This window comes from Blautia luti, assembly GCF_033096465.1.
Lineage (GTDB): Bacteria > Bacillota > Clostridia > Lachnospirales > Lachnospiraceae > Blautia_A > Blautia_A luti.
Window position 1 is genome coordinate 1,819,643 of the sequence record NZ_AP028156.1, and the last position, 18,037, is coordinate 1,837,679.

The following is an 18,037-nucleotide window of genomic DNA, read 5'->3' on the forward strand; positions in this document are numbered from 1 at the left end:
TTTCCTTTCGGTATTAAAAAAGGTACCCTCTTCTTATGAGAAAAGAGTACCATATTGCTTTGCCGATGTATTCATCAAGATGTAAACAAATTGTAAATCAGAAGATGGCTCTTACCGTGGTCCCCTCTCTCTGTCTGCTTTCGATTTTCAAGCATCCGCCATGGATTTCAGCCACCTTCACACAGAGTGCCAGCCCAAGTCCGGATCCGCCTTCTTTTCGGCTTCGTGATTTGTCCACCATATAGAATGCATCTGTGATCTTTCCCAGTTCTTCCTCCGGGATCCCCATTCCGGTATCCGACACCTCAAAGATCTTTTTTCCAGCTTTCTCATAAGCCTTTACCCAAATGCTTCCACCGGCATCCGTAGCCTTTAGGGCATTGTCGATCAGGTTTATCAGAAGGCTTTCCATCAAGGCCGGATCTATTTTCATGGAAAAGGCTTCACATTCCATCTTGAGGTGCACCGCTTTCTTTTCTGCCTGTTCTTTTTCCATGTCTATGACATGGTTTAAAAGGTCACCTGCCATGGTCATTTCCATCTGTATGGCATGGTTCTGATAAAGCCCCAGCATCTGCAGCATCTTCCCAGAAAGAGCCTCCAGGCGTTTTCCCTCCCGGTTGATATGTTCCAGTGCCCGGTCTTTCTGTTCATCTTTCAGCTTTACATGGCGCAGGGTATCCGAATACCCGATAATGGACGTTAACGGGGTACGCATTTCATGGGAAAGTGCCCCCATGAGTAGCTCCTGTTTCTCTGCCACTTCCTGTAGCTTCTCCATCTGTTCCACAGTTCTTCGCATCATCATATAAATAAAAAGGCCGGCGATCAGGAACACAGCCAGATAAATTCCCAAAAACCAGACAGCGGTCTGTCTCAGCTCTGCAAAAAGCCCTGTGACTTCCCGGACAGAGAGGACTTCGTATCCTTCCGGTCTGGATAATGGTTCCAGCTGGAGAAGGAGGTATTTCTGTCCCAGTTTCTGTATCTTGTAGGCATACGGATCTCCTTCATCTTTTAAGCCTAAGTTTTCGAGCCCCACCACTTTATAATCTGTCAGGTTTTCAATGACGGCATTGCTTTTTCGGTCGATCAGGGCCATGCCTTCCCCACAGCATCGCTGGAACTGAAAGCCCATATAAGCCTGCTTTCCAGTCTCGGACATCTGCTCATATTTGCTGTTATCCCAAAATTGTTCCAGGAGTATCTTGCCATTTCCCAGCTGTCTTCCGTAGGTCTCTGCAGCATTATTGAGGCTTCGTTTTCCTGTGATATAAAGACTTAGCGTTCCCACTGGGATCAGGGCACATAATAGCGTTACCAGCATAAGAAGTACCGTTCGTTTCCACAGCTTCATCCTTATTCCTCCAGACGGTATCCAAGTTTCGGGATCGTCCTGATCTCATCATAAAGTTCCAGCTTTTTTCTGAGCTGTCCGATATGGACATCCACCGTCCTGCTTTCTCCCAGGTAGTTTTCTCCCCAGACCCGTTTTAACAGTTCTTCCCTTCCAAGCGCAATGTTCTTATTTTGCAGGAGCAGCACAAAGAGGTCATATTCCATTGGCTTTAGGCTTACCGGAAGCCCGTCTTTGTAGACCTGATGGCTTTGCATGTCCACCAGGATGTTCCGGACCGTTAAGACTTTCTTGGCCCGTCCCGTCCTCTCCAGCACCTTCTCAATGCGTACCAGAAGTTCCAGCATCTCAAAAGGTTTTACCATATAATCTTCCGCACCCAGCTTTAATCCCTTCACCTTGGAAGCCACATCATCCTTTGCAGTCAGGTAGAGCACCGGAAGCTCCTTCTTTTTAAAATCCTCCATCAATGCAAACCCGTCTTTTCCCGGCAGCATGATATCCACTACTGCCAGGTCCGCGTCCTCCTGCCATAAGAGCAGCCTCTGGGCTTCTTCCCCATCATACGCTGCCACAGTCTCATACCCTGCTGCCTCCAGGTTCATGCACAGCAATTCTGAAATTGCACGGTCATCTTCTATCACCAAAATTTTATTTTTCATTCCCGTTGCCACCTCTAACGCTTTTCTATAGTATAGTTTTTTATATCCCAAGTCTACATTGCATTTGTTCTTGTTTTCTCATCATTTATACGCATCAGGGCACGATAATGTGACCAGCTCAATTCAGGGCACAGTGTGTCTCGAATTAGAAAAGTACAATAAAACTGAAATTATAGATTTTTGTCCCTTTTCTTTTTTGCCATTACGAATCCAAACATTAAAATCAAGTTCATAAACAGTACAACTATGCTACCTTCAATTTTACAGCTGCCACCCGACAAAATTGAATTTCCACTAATTACCATGTTGAACAAATGCGGATAATCTTCTGCTAATGATACTCCACCCAAAATAATTGCACCAACTCCATTCCATAAAAAATGGATTACAATCGGAGCAACTAAGGATTCCGTGTATTCCAAAACTGCCGTCACGAAAAGACTCATCGTTATAACATTTAGTACAGGAAGTATTCCTGCCTCAAAAGCCCCACCATGTGCAAATGTAAATAATCCGGTAGATATAAGGACAGCGACAACTATGTTGTAATTATTTTTTATCATCTGATATAAGTAACCACGAACTAACACTTCCTGCATAACGCTATTGATAAAAGCTGAAAATAACCATAACCAAAGCATAGAAATTTGGTTTCTGCCATTAATATGTATGACCCCTGTTAAAGATAATATTACAACAGATACTCCTAACCAAATAGCTCCTGTGATACACCCAAATACGATATTATAAACAGGTTTTCCAGTCAGATGTAATCGTATGTTTCTTTTATCTATTAACCAGAAAATAATTGTAAAACCAATAACTGACAATAATGGAATCAATTCTGCCCAAAATCTCCAGACTGCCGCACTTTTTGTATCTGGTATAGGCAAAATTGAAACACATATAGCCCAGCCTACAAAAAAGGCAAACGTTTTTAATGATACCAATACTAATTTCTTCATGTAATATTTTCCTCTACAATCCAGATTTTCTTAATTTCACAAACTTGAATCCGTCGATTCCTTTATTATCTAATCTGTTAGCAATTTATCCAACAGCATCTGCCTGTTGTTTATGAACATTTCTGTTATCCGATAGCTCTCTGTTTCTTCATATTCGCATAAATGTATTCGTCCATCATCAAAACAATAGATATCTGCATCAGGTATTCCTAACAAAATTGGCGAATGCGTAACTATAATAAACTGTGCTCCCTCTTTTGCACAACTATATATTTGCATCAACAATGTAAGCTGTCTCTGTGGGGATAATGCAGCTTCAGGTTCGTCAAAAAGATACAAGCCATTTGGACGCAGATTATTCTGTGCCAATGCGAGAAAACTCTCTCCATGTGATTTTTCATGATATTTAGCGGAAGGATGTGTGAGATCCGCATATTCTTCTTCCTTCGTTGCAACATTATAAAAACTTTCAGCCCTAAGAAAATAACCCCACTTTTCCTTCCGATAGCCTTTGGAAATTCTTATCGCATCACACAATTCTGAATGTGTATCATGCGTAGAAAAAACATAATTCTTTGTTCCACCCTCCGGATTAAAACCATGTGCTACAGCAAGTGCCTCCAATAAAGTCGATTTACCACTGCCATTTTCTCCGACAAAAAAGGTAATTGGTTTATTGAAAACAAGTTTTTCAATCCCTTTAAAAGCCTTAATTCTCTTTAAATAACTATCGTTATCAATTCTATTCCAATCGAATAATACTCCTTGTAAGAATTGATCATTCATCTAATCACCTGCCTGTAAAAAACACTTTCTAATCTACCTTTTCTTGCTCTTTGGACAAGAAGCATCATTCGCTCTAAGTAGCTCGGTCAACTGGAATTTATCTTCTAACTCAAATCCGAGTTCTTTCAATTCTTTTTCGTTTCTGACATCTTCTTCCGTTTTCTTTCCAGTAATGGCACTGTAGGCTTCTTTGATTCCATTTTTCACTGCCCATTTGATGACGAAATACAGCGCAATCAAAATAATAATTGCGGTTCCCCCGCTTAAGCCTAATTCATTCCACATAATCATTAACTCCTCCGATTTCGTGACTTTCAATTTATTTTCAATTTTGCAGGCTGGAATTTATCATTGAATAAAACACATCCATACTCCAACTGCTATAAGCAATATGCCTGATATTCTTCCTGCGAATTTTGACTTTTGATATCCTAGAAAATTAATTGTTTCAGGAGTTGTAAATGGCAATAAAACAACATCTATACCCATTACTACAATCCCAATTCCTATTATAAAGACATTATTGTTAGAAATAATGCCATAAAACATAACTAAGAATCCCAAAATAATGCCTAATGTAAAATACTTGATTTTATGGCTGTCTTTATCCATCATCTTTTCATAACAATTTTCACATTTACTGTTACAAAATTCAAAATTATCATTGAGTTTTTTGCCACAATATTTGCATTTTTTCACACTCTATTCCTCCATAATTTTCGTTTTGTCACTAACATGATATCATATTTTTTCCTCAATTACATCCACCTAATTTTAATACACTGCCATTCGTTTTGCTTCTGTAACCAGCATCCTCTTGATCTTCTCCTGCAAGGGTTCCTTTGCATCTTCATCAATCGAATAGATCTCATTTATCTCGATTTTTTTCGCTTACCGGTCAAAATGGTCAAAGACTTCTTTCCATATCTGGACGGAACATACACACTTTTCTTCCATGAAAATATTGCTGATAATTATAAAAAAACAGAAGACCATTTAAGATCTTCCATTTTATAAACAAACCTCTATATAAAACTATATATACTGCCCATTTTTAATAAAAACAGACAATCGGCACACTTTCGTCTATCCTATTATAAAGTTCTGCCGCTTTGTCTGCCGGAAGATTAATGCATCCATGGGATCCACCACCTTCCCGGAAACGATTTCCTCCAAAGTATGGCTGCCATGAAGCATCATGAAATCCAATCCCCCCATTAAAAGGCATCCAGTAAGTTACTGGTCTTTCATATTCATATTTCCCATTTTCCAACATCTTTCCTTTCAGCACAGATGGACTTTTCTTGTAATACAATTGAAAAATTCCCGGTTGTGTCTGCCGTTCTACATACTGCATATCTCCTGACACAATATCCGATTCCAAAATGATAGAACCATCCTGATAATAATATAAATGCTGTGCAGACAGGTCTACTTCAATATACGTGTTGCCTATATCATTCATACCCCGTGCATTCGCCCGCATAGCGTACACCGGTTCCCGGTTTATCTGTACTCCTGCAATCATTTCCTGCATAATGGTTTCTATTTCTTTTTCCTGATCGATCTTCCATCCATAAACAGAACTATACACCTGAACAGTACGTCCGCTTGTTGTACAAAATTCCCTCTCTGTATTTACTGTATCATGTGTGGCAGCCAGCTGTGCCACATATTCTGCTACACACTGTCTCAGCTCATCCTCATTTTTTTGCAGCTGTCCTCTCTCATCAAAAATCAGCCAGTTTCTGATTTCCTCTCCATCCAATGTTACCGTTTCTTCTCCAAACACGTACACGATTTTGGTCTGGATCAGATTTTGACATTCTTCCAATGAATTTTTAAGATCTGAATCATCTTTCATTACTGCCGCTTTTACATAAACAGCCGGACAGCTATTCAGATCAATGGTTCTTTTTTTGCCAGCAACTGCTTCTGACAGTGCCTGATAGGCTCCATTGAAATCCAGAGTATTCCCTTCTGTTTCCGGTACGATTTCAAACTTCGAATCTTTATAAGCTACATACGCATCTTCTGGTGCTATCTGATTCTCTTTTTTTACACATTCCAGTTTTTCCAGCTGTTCTTTTAACTTCACTTTATCATAGATCATGTTTTCCTTGGCTGTATAATTTTGCTTCTTCCAAAATCCCTGAACCCATTTATATGGTTTTTGTTCATCCAGATATTGGGAAATACTGCCATCCGAAACATAACGATATCCGATCAATTTTCCATTGATACTCTGTGATTTCAGCTTTCTTGCCTTTACTTCCAGCAGATAGTCCTCTGCTTTCTTTGCAACCGCCTGTTCTGCCTCTTCCGATGTTTTTCCAGAACAGTTAATCCCATTGATCGTTGTTCCCCGAAAAAATCTGTCAGAATAGTAATAAGACATTCCTGCATAGCCAGCCATAGCAAAGAACACTATGATGACAGTGATCATTATCCACATTTTTTGCTTTCCATTATCCTTATCGGTTATCTCTTTTCTTTTTCCCATCCATGCCCCCTGTTTTTAACGATAAACAGCATTCAGACAAATTTTTTAAATCGTCTGATTTTAATATCTCCGATTTAATAAAAAATAACCAAGGCTGCTGGAAAAAACATTTTCTTTTCAAGCGCTTTTTCTGAGAAACGTTCAGGAACTCCTGCCAAGCAAAACGGCAACTCTAAGTTGTATTTTTCCAAGGGTTTCCGGTTCCATAAAATGTCCCGCACAGATCCATCCGCTACCAATTTCCCTTGATTTAAAACCAATACCCGGTCACAGGTTTCCAGTAGCAGATCCAGATCATGGGTTACAATGATCCTTGTTGTCAGAAGCTTCTGCAGGATTCGTATCAGCCGTCTCCGGTTCTTTGGGTCTAATGCTGTTGATGGTTCATGGAAAAGTACAGCTTTACATTCCAACAGAACAGGCCGGCGATGGCTATGACTACATTAGCTGGGACGGCGTGGCAAAGACTGGAGGAATGGTATATTATAGTGTCTCTGAAAATTATGGCAATGGTGGAAACTACATTTCCTCTATAAAACCAGGCGAAAGTGTACAGCTGAACATGGCCTGGATCGTAAATGAAAGTAACCTCAAAAATCTGTATCTGAATGTGACTGGGGACGGAGCTTCGTATGAGTTCTCTGAATATATACTGAAAAAGGGACTGGTAGATATTCGCCAATAATGTGTCATCGTTTATAATCCCATTTTTTATATGTCATATATAAAAAAAGCGTTTTTCGATTCCTTTTGGTTTCGAAAAACGCTTTCTTTTATTCTGTATAGATGTTCCCATTCTCATCCGTCCAGGTGCCGTCACCATTGTCTGTGTATCCGACCCCATCTGCGTCACAATAATAATAATCTCCGTTTGTTGTTTCTATTACATTAACAGTACCGTTACTACCCTGGAGTTCATGCTGTTCCAGTTGGTTTCCGAAATGATAACCTTCGTCATTCCAGGTACGATATGAATTTCCATTGGCATCTGCCCAGTTTCCATCTCCCTGATAACTGTATCGGCTCCCATAATAATCAGAATAGGTCCCATCTCCGTTATCGTAAAGAACTCTGGATTCTTCATCTCCTCCACCCGGTGCTACAATTGATGCTACACCGGAAGTAGTACTGAATCCACTGGTATATGGTACGCCTGCTGGCAGATTTTCATAAGATGAAACAGACCCGTTGTTGTCAGAGGTAATTCCATCATCGGTCGTTTCACTTACCTGTCCGCTGTTTTCCATGGCAGGTTCATCGTTTGTTTCCGCATCTGCTTTTTCCTCTTCGTCTACAGAATCCTCTGTATCTGTATTCTCTGTCACTCCTCCTTCGTCCTGGGTTTCAGCAGCTTTCTGCATAGTTACCATTTCAGAAAATGGTGCATAATCCGGTACATTATTTTTCTCTGGATCTGCATTTTTTTCAATACCAGACTTCTCCGTCTCTACTGAAACTGTATCTGTCCCGGCAGAGACATTAAATACCAGATTACCGCCTGCAAGCAGCAGCGTCACAAGAATTCCCGGAAGAATTCCTTTGCGGAGTTTCCGAATGTTCACCATATACAGAATCCGATCTTTAAACACCATTTCGCTGTCATTAAGACTTGCTGTCACATATGGAATCTGATTTTCCATGGCTACTGTCCTGAGAAGCAGCTGTCGATATAATTTATGTTCCTTTTTATTAACTCTGCGAACAACTGCTGTATCACACAGATTCTCAATATCCTTATCCGCTTCTTTCAGCATGATAAGAAGAAAGGGATTGAACCAGTATATCGATGCACAGATTCGAAGGAGCATCTTATACCAGAGATCCCGATGGCAATAATGTGTAAGTTCATGGTAAAAGATAAGTTTTCTTTCTTCTGCTGAATACCCGGTTGCTGGTAGATACAATTTTGTATGTAAAAGTCCTGCAAGAAGCGGTGTGGTAAGACCTGCGTTTTGCCTGAGTTCCGGTATTCTGCGTACGTGCTTCTTTTGACACGCTGCACGGTACATCTGAATACTCACCGTATCACTTACCTGCAGACTCATCCGTTCCAGATTCCTTATAGAAAAATAATATGCCAGCAATTCTCCCGTCAGTTTAAGTACCGCTACGCTCAGCCAGACAGCAGCAAAAATCAAAGCCACAATTCCCAGCCATTTATCTGATTCGTACCTGACAGTTCTCTTTTGTTCCGGGATTTCTGTCAGATTTTTCATGTCTTTGCTCGCAGATGATACGTTTTCTGTTATCTTCTGACTTTCCTCTGGTCTGACTGCGTAATCCGTTATCTTCGGGCTTTGCGTATTCTGTTGACTGCTTCTAAGTACTTTGAAATCCACCAGTGCCAGATTCGCCGGAAGGCGCACCGGAACACAAAGGCTTATCGTAATCAACAGCCAGATAAGGTACTTCCATCTCGCTGATACACGTCCTTTAAACAGAGTCGCAAGCACTTTTACCAGTAAAATTACTACTGCTGCAATAACATTCAGTTTCAGAATGTGTAGAATGAAAACCTCCATAATTCGCTATTCCTCCCTGTCCTCCAGGTTCTTAAGAAATTCACTGAGATCCTGGACTTCTTCCGAGCTGATCTTCTTTCCATGATAAAGTGAAGTTACAAACTTTTTTAGTGAATTCCCATAAAGTTTCTCAAGAACACTCTGGCTTTCATGTGCCTGATAATCTGACTGCGAAACCAGGGGTGTATACAGATTCATTTTTCCCTGTTTCGTCACTTCCACGAAATTTTTGTTCTCCAATCTGGTCAGCAATGACAAAATTGTTGTTGATGCAAGTTTTTTCTTCATAGTGATCACTTTCTCAATCTCCGGTCTGGTCATCGGCGGAGTATTATTCCAAAGAACGAGCATAATATCCAGCTCTGATTCCGGAAGTCTCTGGTAAGTTTTTTTCACTTTTTCATACCTCCTGTTACATATTTTCTACAAATGTAGGAATAACTCTATTTTACCACGGTTCACGGAAATGGCAAGGGCTTTTGCACAATTTGCAAATGCCCTTGCCATTCCTGCAGCTACTGACCACTATCAGTCTATTTCTGTATAACTGCTGCCATTTTCATCACTCCATGTCCCGTCTCCGTTGTCCGTAAATCCTGTACCATTTTCATCCTGGAAATAATAATCACCATTTGTAGTTTCCGTAACCGTCACAGTATTACCGTTTGCATCCTGAAGGTCATGCTGTTCCAACGTATGTCCCAGATGATGAGTATCATCATTCAGAGCTGAGTAGGTATTTCCATTTTCGTCGGTATAAGTCTCATCCCCATTATCGGTATAGTTCATTCCATCATCTCCACGATATTCACAAGAATAATCTTTGTGAAGAATGTAATTAATCTCAATGGTATTTCCATCACTGTCAACTAATGTCATTGGTGAAGTAGAAAGGATATCGGAATCATCATTGCTGTCCGAGGATTTTGCAGAAGCATTTTCTTCTGTATCGGAGGAATCTGAATCTCCTCCTGACTTCTGACTGGCAGTATCTGTAGTTGCCTTATCAGAATCATCAGAAGAATCATCGGTCTGGTTTTCATTCTCCTGTCTGGTAAGTGAAGGATTTCCAGGATACGAAATATATTCTACAAATTTTCTGACTTCACTGATGTCATCTGCATCTTTTGCATATCCCACTGCCATATACAGGCTGTTTCCTTCTGAATAAATTGTCTGATAGCAGGCATCGTATGTGTCATTGCATTTGGCAATCCCTGTTTTGACATCCTCCAGTGAATATTTATAGATATTTACATAATCATTTCCGTTCGTATAGCTTGCATAGGTACCTTCCGTATCTGCTTTTTCCCATTCAGATCCAGCCGGCGGCTGTGTATAGAAATCGTTATTTCCTGCTGCCATAACCGTTGCAGCTGAAAAAATCCCAAGTGTTGCTACCGTCATAAGTGTCATAAATTTTGTCTTCATCGTGGATTCTCCTAGAATTTTATTTTCTACATCTGTAGAAGTTAATTGTATTCTACAACTGTAGAATACAATTGTCAATTCTTTTTTCTATATTTTTTTATCATTTCAGTTTAATTTCTATTTTTCCTTCCACTGGGCTATATAAATCCAGAGGATCTTCATCACTTTCATAAACACATCCTTCGCCTTCTCCAAATGATTTGCGGCATACTGGACATGATAGTCAGAACTAACATTTCTTTTTTCATTTTTCTGCAATCATATTTCCATCAAAAGAGCCATTTTACGCCATTCCTGCAATAAAAAAAGGCCTTTCCGGATAGACCATGATTGTTCCTGTCCATCCAGAAAGGCCTGAAAATTAATATGTTATATTTTGTAGAAATTGTCTATTAAATTCCTGCAAGCATTTAAATAAAATCGTGGGTTTCGTTTTCCACAAACTCCCCATCTAAGAAAGCAAGATCATCCGTAGCTTCCTGTACTTCTGTTTCCTCGTCAGAATATTCTATCTGTTCTCCATTCTCTTCCTGCCTTTCACACCATACAACCAGACGTTTAGAGGTATCTGTTCCACAGGTGGAAAGCAGAAGCGTCGGAACTTCCTCCTGTGTTCCAAGTAAGAAAGCATCTCCATCTGCCGGTGTATACTCGCATTTTACGATCACAAAGATCCATACCCCTTCATCTGGAAGATACAGATAGAGGATATGGTGTTCTTTTAAGAATTCATCGTCAAGGAAATTTCGAAGTCCGCGGAACATGCTGCCATCTTTCATATTGTGGCCATAAATGATGTTCTTGTCATCAGAAAAATCGGCATTGTTATCGGAATCCAGGAAAATGGCCCCTGCCACATGTTCTGCCTTTTTAAAAGTATGTGTCAGGTAATAGGAGTCATCGTTTCCCTGGACTACCGGGTAATCAATGCTGGTATCCGGGATCCGGATCCATGCAACGATATCCGGATTGATCTTTTTCAATGCTCTAAAATCAACCACGGTCTGTTTCCCATCGCTTCCGTCTGTTCCTTCTGTGTGGTCATCCTCATCTGTTTCCTTGACGTATGTACGCAGGTCTTCATATTCCTGCACACCTTCCCGGTACATAAAGTAAATGCCAAGACCGGTACATACGCAAAAGCTGAGTACCATCAGGCAGACTGCCACGATCATGATTTCTTTTATGTGTCTCATACAAACCTCCGATTATTCTTCCTGGAAAAAGGGCTGCCGGTAAATCGAGCAGCCCTGAACCGTATTCCTTAATTTCCTTTTTTCTTCTTATACCAGATCACGCCGCCAATGCCACAGGCAGAAAGGACTGCCAGAAGGATCGGAAGCCAGATGTTGGTGCTGTCCCCTGTTTTCGGGCTGTTTCCTGTCGGTGTGCTGCCGGAAGGGGATTTGGTGTTTTTGATCTCTTTTACGATCTCGATCACCTTGGTTTTTCCGTCTTTGTATTCAAAGCGGATCTCTTCTTTTTTGCTGCTTAATTCATAACCATTTGGTGCTTTGGTCTCTACCAGGATATATTCCACGGTTTTCTCTACTTTTCCATTTTTATAAGTAGCAATCGGAATCTTGCCGCTTGTCGCTGTTCCGGTCTTATCCGTTACCAGTTTTTCTACGACTTTTCCGCTTTCCTTTTCACGCAGTTCAAATTCTGCTCCTGAAAGGGCTGCCTTACTGGTGGAATCAGTCTTTTTGATGACCAGTTTTCCATATGGATGTGCGTCCTTCATTTTGACTTTCTGGACTTTTCCAGTATCTTTTACCGTAAATTTCACATCTTCCGCAATGAGGTATCCATCCGGGGCCTGCTCTTCACGAAGGGTATATTCGCCTACCGGAAGTTTTTCGACCATATGCGGTTTATCCGTGGACGTCCAGCTTTCAACTTTCTTTCCATCTTTATCCAGGATGATCAGTTTTGCTCCCGGTACCTCACTGGAATCCGTAATGTCTTTCTTGCTGATTTCCACTTTGGTCACATCATCAAGCATCTGGTGTTTCTGTACTTCTTTTGTGTTTTCGACGGTAAATTCAATACTTTCCGCAGTCACATAACCATCTGCCGGCTTTGTTTCTGTCATCTTGTATTTCTTTCCTACGATAAGGCCCTTGATGATATGTGCTTCCTCTTTGGATACCCATTCATCCACCGTATTTCCATCCTCATCTGTTACCTTTAAGGATGCTCCCGGAAGTTCTTTTTTGTCCGTCAGGTCTGCTTTGGAAAGTTCTACCGTAGTCTGTTCATCTTCAAAGGTGAACGCATACTCTGCAACACTGGTTCCACTGCCCTGGTACTCAAAAGTGAATTCCTGCGGTTCCTGGTCTGTCACATAGCCATCCGGGGCGGCAAGTTCCTTAATGTAGTACCTGCTATCAACCGGGAGATCTGCAGCAAACTGGATCTTTCCCTCCTCATCTGTGGTCTTCAGTTCGATCAGGGTGTCTTTCGCAAGGAGTACTTTTCCTTTTGAAGATACGATGTCGTCTGCTGCATAGAGGCCAAAGATTGCCCCGGAAAGTACTTTGTCACTGTCCTTTTCTTTTTTCAGGACTTCCACCTGTACCCTCTGGCGCGCATTCTGCCAGTCGGCACTATAAGTAACCAGAGGTGTATCCTGGTCACGGTATGTAAGATCCACATATCTTGGTTCATTATCCAGAACGTAGCCATGTGAGGTCTCTTTTTCCACGATGTAATAGCGTCCAAGCGGGAGGTTATCCATCTGGGCGATGCCATTTCCATCTGTTGTAATGGAGCCGACCAGTTCATCTGCTGCATAATAATCTGCACTTACCCCGTCTGCTGCACGGATGGCTTCTGCCGCGTAAACATTGAAGGTTACATCAGTCAGGTTTCCAGTCACATAGTTGAACAGGTGCTCGATCATGCCTTTTGCATTGTCAAGAAGGGATACGCTGTCTAAGAATTCCCCTTTCTTGTTTACCAGAAGTCTTGCTACCGGGACTTCATCTTCCATTTTGACTTTCTGTACTTCTGCAGTATCAGAGATCGTAAACTCTACGTCTGTTGCACGTAAGTAGCCATATGGTGCAAGCTCTTCACGCAGAATGTAAGTTTTTCCAACCTGAAGTCGCTTGATCACATGTGGGGAATCTTTTACGGATGTCCAGGAATCGATCACGTTGCCATCCTTATCCAGTACACTCATGGAAGCCCCGTCAAGTTCTGTTCCGGTCGTGATATCTGCTTTTGTTACTTCTACCGTTGTCGGCTGGTTTTTCTTCACGGATTTTAATTTGATCGTTTTTACGTCCTGGCCCTGGTATGTGGCATCAAATTCCAGGATCTCATCGGAAGATACATAACCCGCCGGCGCCTGCAGCTCTTTCAGATAGTATCTGCCAAGCGGAAGATCCAGCGTAAACGCTGCCTTACCTTTTTCGTTGCTTGTGATCTCCTGAAGCAGTGTATCTGCTTTTACGATCACCTTGTCGCCGGAAGAAATCGCTTCTTTATTGTATAATCCAAAGGTTGCACCTTTTAAAGCCTTTCCGGTCTCGGCATCCTGTTTTTCCACGCTCAGCTCTACTTTCTGGCGTTCATTGGAAAATTCCAGTTTTTCTTCGATCTCAGGTGTGTTCTGATCCTTATAGATAAAGGATACTTCCTGGCTGTCTGGATTTAAGACAAATCCGGACGTTGCTTTTGTTTCTTTCACACGGTATTTTCCAAGCGGAAGGTCTTTGATAACAGCTTCCCCATTTTTATTAGTGGTCACTGTTTTTACCAGGGTATCCTTTGCATAGATCACGTGACGGTTTCCCTGCTCATCCACCTGATGATCCGGTGTGAAAATATCTTCTGCTGCGTAGATTTCAAATTCTGCCCCTTCCAGGGAAGTTTCTTCGTATACAAAATCCTTTTTAAAGGATTTTAAGGTTTCACCAGATTTATGGATCACCAGTTTACCTTTGACCGGATGGTTTTCATAGGTCACGGTAATGATGGCATCCCCGCTGACAGAATCCATCTGATAAGCTGTATTCTTGTCAACTTTGATCTCCACATACTGGGTATTCTGGGTGTAGCCATCCGGCGCGCTCACTTCCTCGATCCTGTAATTTCCGCATTTTAAGGATTCCGGAAGGATCAGGTAACCATTTTCGTCCGTAAAATAGGATTTATGGACAACCGTATTTGGATAGGTCGTTACCTGTTCCACATACTTTTTCGCATCCAGGTCATACACTTTGAATTCTGTATTGGCAAGGAGGACCGGCTGTTTGGTCTCATCATCCTGTTTCACGATCTTAAGCTTTGCTTTGAACTCATCGTCCAAAAGGACTCTCCATACCTGCGGTGTGCTGCTGTTCTCGGTTACGGTTACGATAAAATCATCTACCGGCATAAAATTATGCGGTGTTGTAGTCTCACGGACAATGTAGCGTCCATAAGGAATCGGGATGCTGCACGCATAGCCGCGTTCATCGGTAAACATTTCTGTTTTTCCGTCTTCTGTAAGAACGATCGGGGTCGCATTTGTAAAGTCATAACTTCCATCGTCCTTTACAGTCAGGCTGCTGATCAGATAAGCAGAGAATCCGGCACCTTTTAAAAGATCCGCATCGGTCTTATCATTATCCGCTGCTTTGATCAACTGGAATGGCTGTTTGATCACGTCTTCTTTGGAAACGGTATTTCGTTTTACCGTCTCTACCTGATCTCCTTCGTAGTTACAGTTTACATCATGCTCCTCTTCGTCCAGAAGATAACCTACTGGAGGCGTGATCTCCTTCAAATAATACTTTCCAAGATACAGATTGCTTACACTTGCTTTTCCCGCTTTATCGGTCGTCAGGGTAGCTACCTGCTCGTCCTTTTTATAAAGGACTCCGCTCCTGCCATCCGGATGGTTAATGTCTTCCCTTGCATAGAGCCCGTAAATGGCTCCTTCAAATACGGCATCTCCCTGTGCGCTGTTTCCTGTCTTGCTGTCTTCTTTTACCAGGTCGATCGTTGCATTTACACGTTTATTTGTAAAGGTATAGCTAAAGTTTACCTTTTCTTCCTTATCATTGGTAAACTTAAAAGTGAAGGTGTAAGTATCCTCACTGTTTCTAAGGTAAAGTTCCGGTGCCTGGATCTCCCGGATGCTGTAGCTGTAATTGATCGGAAGTTCCGCTTTATAAGAAGCTTTTCCATCGGCTCCGGTCGTTGCTTTTTCGATCAGTGTTCCTTTGGGAACAACGGTCTTACCATCAACTTTGATATCTTCTGCTGCATACAGCCCGTAGATGCCTCCGGAGAGCGGATTTTTTGTCTCTTCGTCCTGCTTTTCCACACGGACCGCTGCCTTCTGGCGTTCATTAAAAAAGGTGGCACTGCCGGTCTGCACTTCTACGGTCTGTCCCGCATACACAAGCTCAACCGTCTTGGACTCTCCTTTGCATACATAATTATCCGGAGCTTTCATCTCGGTTACTGTGTAGGTGCCAAGATAGAGATCCTTTAACGTAACGCTTCCGTCATCTCCGGTAACCAGATTATCCTTGACAAGTGCACCTTTTTTATAGATGAGGGTGCCATCTGCCGCCTTGATATCTGCACCTGCATAAACACTGTAAACGGCTCCTTTCAATTTCCGTTTTTCGTAGGCAAAGGTCACACCATCTTCCGTGACGGTCGCTCCGGTAAGCACTTCTCCTTCTTTATAAATGGTGAGTGCACCTTTTTGCTCTTTATCCGTTAAGTTCTTGGAAGCGGTCTGCCCCACGACCAGCTTTACTCCATAGGCTTTCGTATCCAGCACATATCCGGACGGGCCTGAAATCTCACGAAGGTAAACGGTATCCTGTGTTTTGGTGATCTTTACTTCGGATTCCCCTTTTGCATTTGTTGCCGGCATTTTTTTGATAAGTTTCGTGCAGGCTTCATCTGCATAGATGCCGTAAACGGCACCTGCAAGGAGCGCGTTGCTTCCCTTATCTTTTTTGATGATCTTGACCGTTGATTCATCCGGCCAGTCTACCTCCAGGTTCAGCTCCAGTGTATCGGTATAATATCCAAAGCCGATATCCTGGCTGTTCGCCAGCTTTAAGAGCATGGCATGGAAATTAAGCGGATAGTTGGATGTGATCGCATATTTTCCTTTCAGGCTTCCAATATTCTGGGTGGTTGCTTTCAGATGGAATTTTTCACCGCCCTTTACGCTCACATTTCCGGTCCCGGTTTTTCCTGTCGTCTCATTTACAAGGGAGACCCCGTTTTCCAGATGGATCGTGATCACAAAAGCTGCATTTGCCTTCCATGTAAATGTCGGGCTCTGGTTTCCATTTGCAGAAGCACTGAGCCCTGGTGTCAGTTCCATGGTCGTTGGATCCGGCATCTTTGAAAGGGCTGCCTTGATCTCTTTTAACATGTTTTTGGCAGTTGTCGAAAGGGAGCCGCCAAATCCGGATTCCCCGTCATATAAATAATCGACCAGATAATGCTGCATTGCACGGGTCTCGGAGGAACAGCCGTATTTTTCCATGATGGATTTGATATTATAGCCGTTGAATGTGCCGCCCCATCCGGGACCGCCATATCCGTAAAACATGGCCTTCCTTAAATAACGGTCATCGCCGCCTTCATCCAGTTCGACCATATTTTTATAAGTCGTTCCACTTGGCGGGGACTGTTTACTGTGCTGCATGCAGTATGCATAGACGGTATAAGTCTTTCCGCCTGCTTTGTAACGGATATACTTATAGGAATCATTTCCGCCCTGTCCCATAACAGAATCAAACGGATGCAGTTTTCCATCTGAATAATAGTAATAGGTATTAGCTTCAATGTCTGTTGAATCATCCCACAAGTCTCCATCGGAAGCTGCCACGGTACTAATACCGCCCTCAGCCTGGTCATATAGCACACTTAATGCAACATCATCTTCCGGCATCTCAAAGCTGAAGGAATTTGTTCCCTCATCGTAGCTTACTTCTGCATACAGAAGATCTTCGGTATTCTCTGTCTGGTTTGCTTCGACAAGACTTGTTCCCACTGCGATCAGGCTTCCCTGCGGGATATCACCGGAAAAGTTGACCGTCTCCCCCGTCTGGTAACGTCCGTCCTCGTGGTCCAGTTCAATATTGAATTCATTTCCCTGTACGATGTCAACCTGATGGCTTCCATCCTCTGGTTCCTCATCGGAAAATCCTTCTGCTTCCTCTTCTTCTGGCTCCTCCGTTTCTTCCGGCTCTTCCAGAGTTTCCGGGGCATCTTCCGGGCTTATGGTCGGGAGGACGGGGTCTGCCTCCGGTTCGTCATCGCCGGTTTCCTGTTCCTGACCGCCATTGGATCCGTCTGTTTCTGCTTCCCTTGGTGTCACAGTAATGTTTCTGGCAACCAGATAGGCTTCCCCCGATGCGGGCGTAACAAGATATACGCATTTATAGGTCCCCGCATGGTTATAATCAAATACAGTCCCGTCTTCCATTGCTGCTTTTTTCAGTTCCACATGGTCTCCGTCAGAGAGTTTCAGTCCTGTAAAATCATTCTGGATATCAAAGGCTTCCCCTTCGGTAACCATAAGCGCAAGTTCCGGATCAGCAACGGTTTCCTCGATCAGTTCCTCCTCGCTTTTCTCCGTCTGCGTTTCTGTCTGCGTTTCTGTCTGTACCTCGATCTGCGTCTCGCTCTGTGCGGAAACGCCTCCCACATCAGCGGCGGATACTGCAGAAGCTCCCGTCTGCAAGAGCGTAGTGCAGCACAGAGCAAAAGCCATCGCACCCGCCATCCATCTTTTCTTCCAGTTTTTTTCCAAGTGCACGTTCTCCTTTCATGATCGCTTT

The 18,037-nt window shown here is 42.6% G+C and carries 13 protein-coding genes; 1 reads left to right on the forward strand and 12 read right to left on the reverse strand.

Annotated features, from left to right (window positions below; all coding sequences use genetic code 11):
• Positions 1–97: 97 nt before the first annotated feature.
• The 7 genes from R8695_RS08575 to R8695_RS08605 all read right to left on the reverse strand — a co-directional run bounded on the left by R8695_RS08575 (position 98) and on the right by R8695_RS08605 (position 6,273).
• Positions 98–1,357, reverse strand: coding sequence for a sensor histidine kinase (locus R8695_RS08575; protein ID WP_117942129.1), 1,260 nt, complete (start codon positions 1,355–1,357; stop codon positions 98–100).
• A gap of 2 nt (positions 1,358–1,359) precedes the next feature.
• Entirely contained in the window at positions 1,360–2,019 is a 660-nt protein-coding gene (locus R8695_RS08580) for a response regulator transcription factor (protein ID WP_015525013.1), read from the reverse strand.
• Between the two features lie 170 nt (positions 2,020–2,189).
• Entirely contained in the window at positions 2,190–2,984 is a 795-nt protein-coding gene (locus tag R8695_RS08585) for a CPBP family intramembrane glutamic endopeptidase (protein ID WP_154780667.1), read from the reverse strand.
• Positions 2,985–3,053: 69 nt separating this feature from the next.
• The gene (locus R8695_RS08590) at positions 3,054–3,770 is read right to left on the reverse strand and encodes an AAA family ATPase (protein WP_117593977.1); all 717 of its coding nucleotides are present in this window, start codon (positions 3,768–3,770) and stop codon (positions 3,054–3,056) included.
• Positions 3,771–3,803: 33 nt separating this feature from the next.
• Positions 3,804–4,055 carry a DUF6019 family protein gene (locus R8695_RS08595; protein WP_015542760.1) on the reverse strand — a complete coding sequence of 84 codons (252 nt, stop codon included), beginning with the start codon at positions 4,053–4,055 and terminating at the stop codon, positions 3,804–3,806.
• A 63-nt stretch (positions 4,056–4,118) separates the two neighbouring features.
• The gene (locus R8695_RS08600; protein WP_092072149.1) at positions 4,119–4,469 is read right to left on the reverse strand and encodes a DUF2116 family Zn-ribbon domain-containing protein; all 351 of its coding nucleotides are present in this window, start codon (positions 4,467–4,469) and stop codon (positions 4,119–4,121) included.
• Positions 4,470–4,824: 355 nt separating this feature from the next.
• Positions 4,825–6,273, reverse strand: a complete 1,449-nt coding sequence (locus R8695_RS08605) for a L,D-transpeptidase family protein (protein WP_154780668.1) — start codon at positions 6,271–6,273, stop codon at positions 4,825–4,827.
• Positions 6,274–6,649: 376 nt separating this feature from the next.
• Here R8695_RS08605 and R8695_RS08610 point away from each other — a divergent pair, with 376 nt between their 5' ends.
• Positions 6,650–6,958, forward strand: a complete 309-nt coding sequence (locus R8695_RS08610; protein WP_205730803.1) for a hypothetical protein — start codon at positions 6,650–6,652, stop codon at positions 6,956–6,958.
• A gap of 88 nt (positions 6,959–7,046) precedes the next feature.
• On the opposite strand, the gene R8695_RS08615 is transcribed toward R8695_RS08610, so the two are convergent.
• The 5 genes from R8695_RS08615 to R8695_RS08635 all read right to left on the reverse strand — a co-directional run bounded on the left by R8695_RS08615 (position 7,047) and on the right by R8695_RS08635 (position 18,009).
• Positions 7,047–8,795 (reverse strand): M56 family metallopeptidase, encoded by a 1,749-nt coding sequence (locus R8695_RS08615; RefSeq protein WP_015542764.1) that lies wholly within the window; start codon positions 8,793–8,795, stop codon positions 7,047–7,049.
• 6 nt (positions 8,796–8,801) lie between these two features.
• A complete protein-coding gene (locus R8695_RS08620; protein ID WP_059085781.1) occupies positions 8,802–9,191 on the reverse strand; it encodes a BlaI/MecI/CopY family transcriptional regulator in 390 nt (129 codons plus the stop codon).
• A 132-nt stretch (positions 9,192–9,323) separates the two neighbouring features.
• Positions 9,324–10,226, reverse strand: coding sequence for a hypothetical protein (locus R8695_RS08625; protein ID WP_119235188.1), 903 nt, complete (start codon positions 10,224–10,226; stop codon positions 9,324–9,326).
• A 410-nt stretch (positions 10,227–10,636) separates the two neighbouring features.
• Positions 10,637–11,422 carry a class B sortase gene (srtB, locus tag R8695_RS08630; protein ID WP_055056204.1) on the reverse strand — a complete coding sequence of 262 codons (786 nt, stop codon included), beginning with the start codon at positions 11,420–11,422 and terminating at the stop codon, positions 10,637–10,639.
• Between the two features lie 68 nt (positions 11,423–11,490).
• Entirely contained in the window at positions 11,491–18,009 is a 6,519-nt protein-coding gene (locus R8695_RS08635) for a SpaA isopeptide-forming pilin-related protein (RefSeq protein ID WP_317676259.1), read from the reverse strand.
• Positions 18,010–18,037 lie beyond the last annotated feature (28 nt).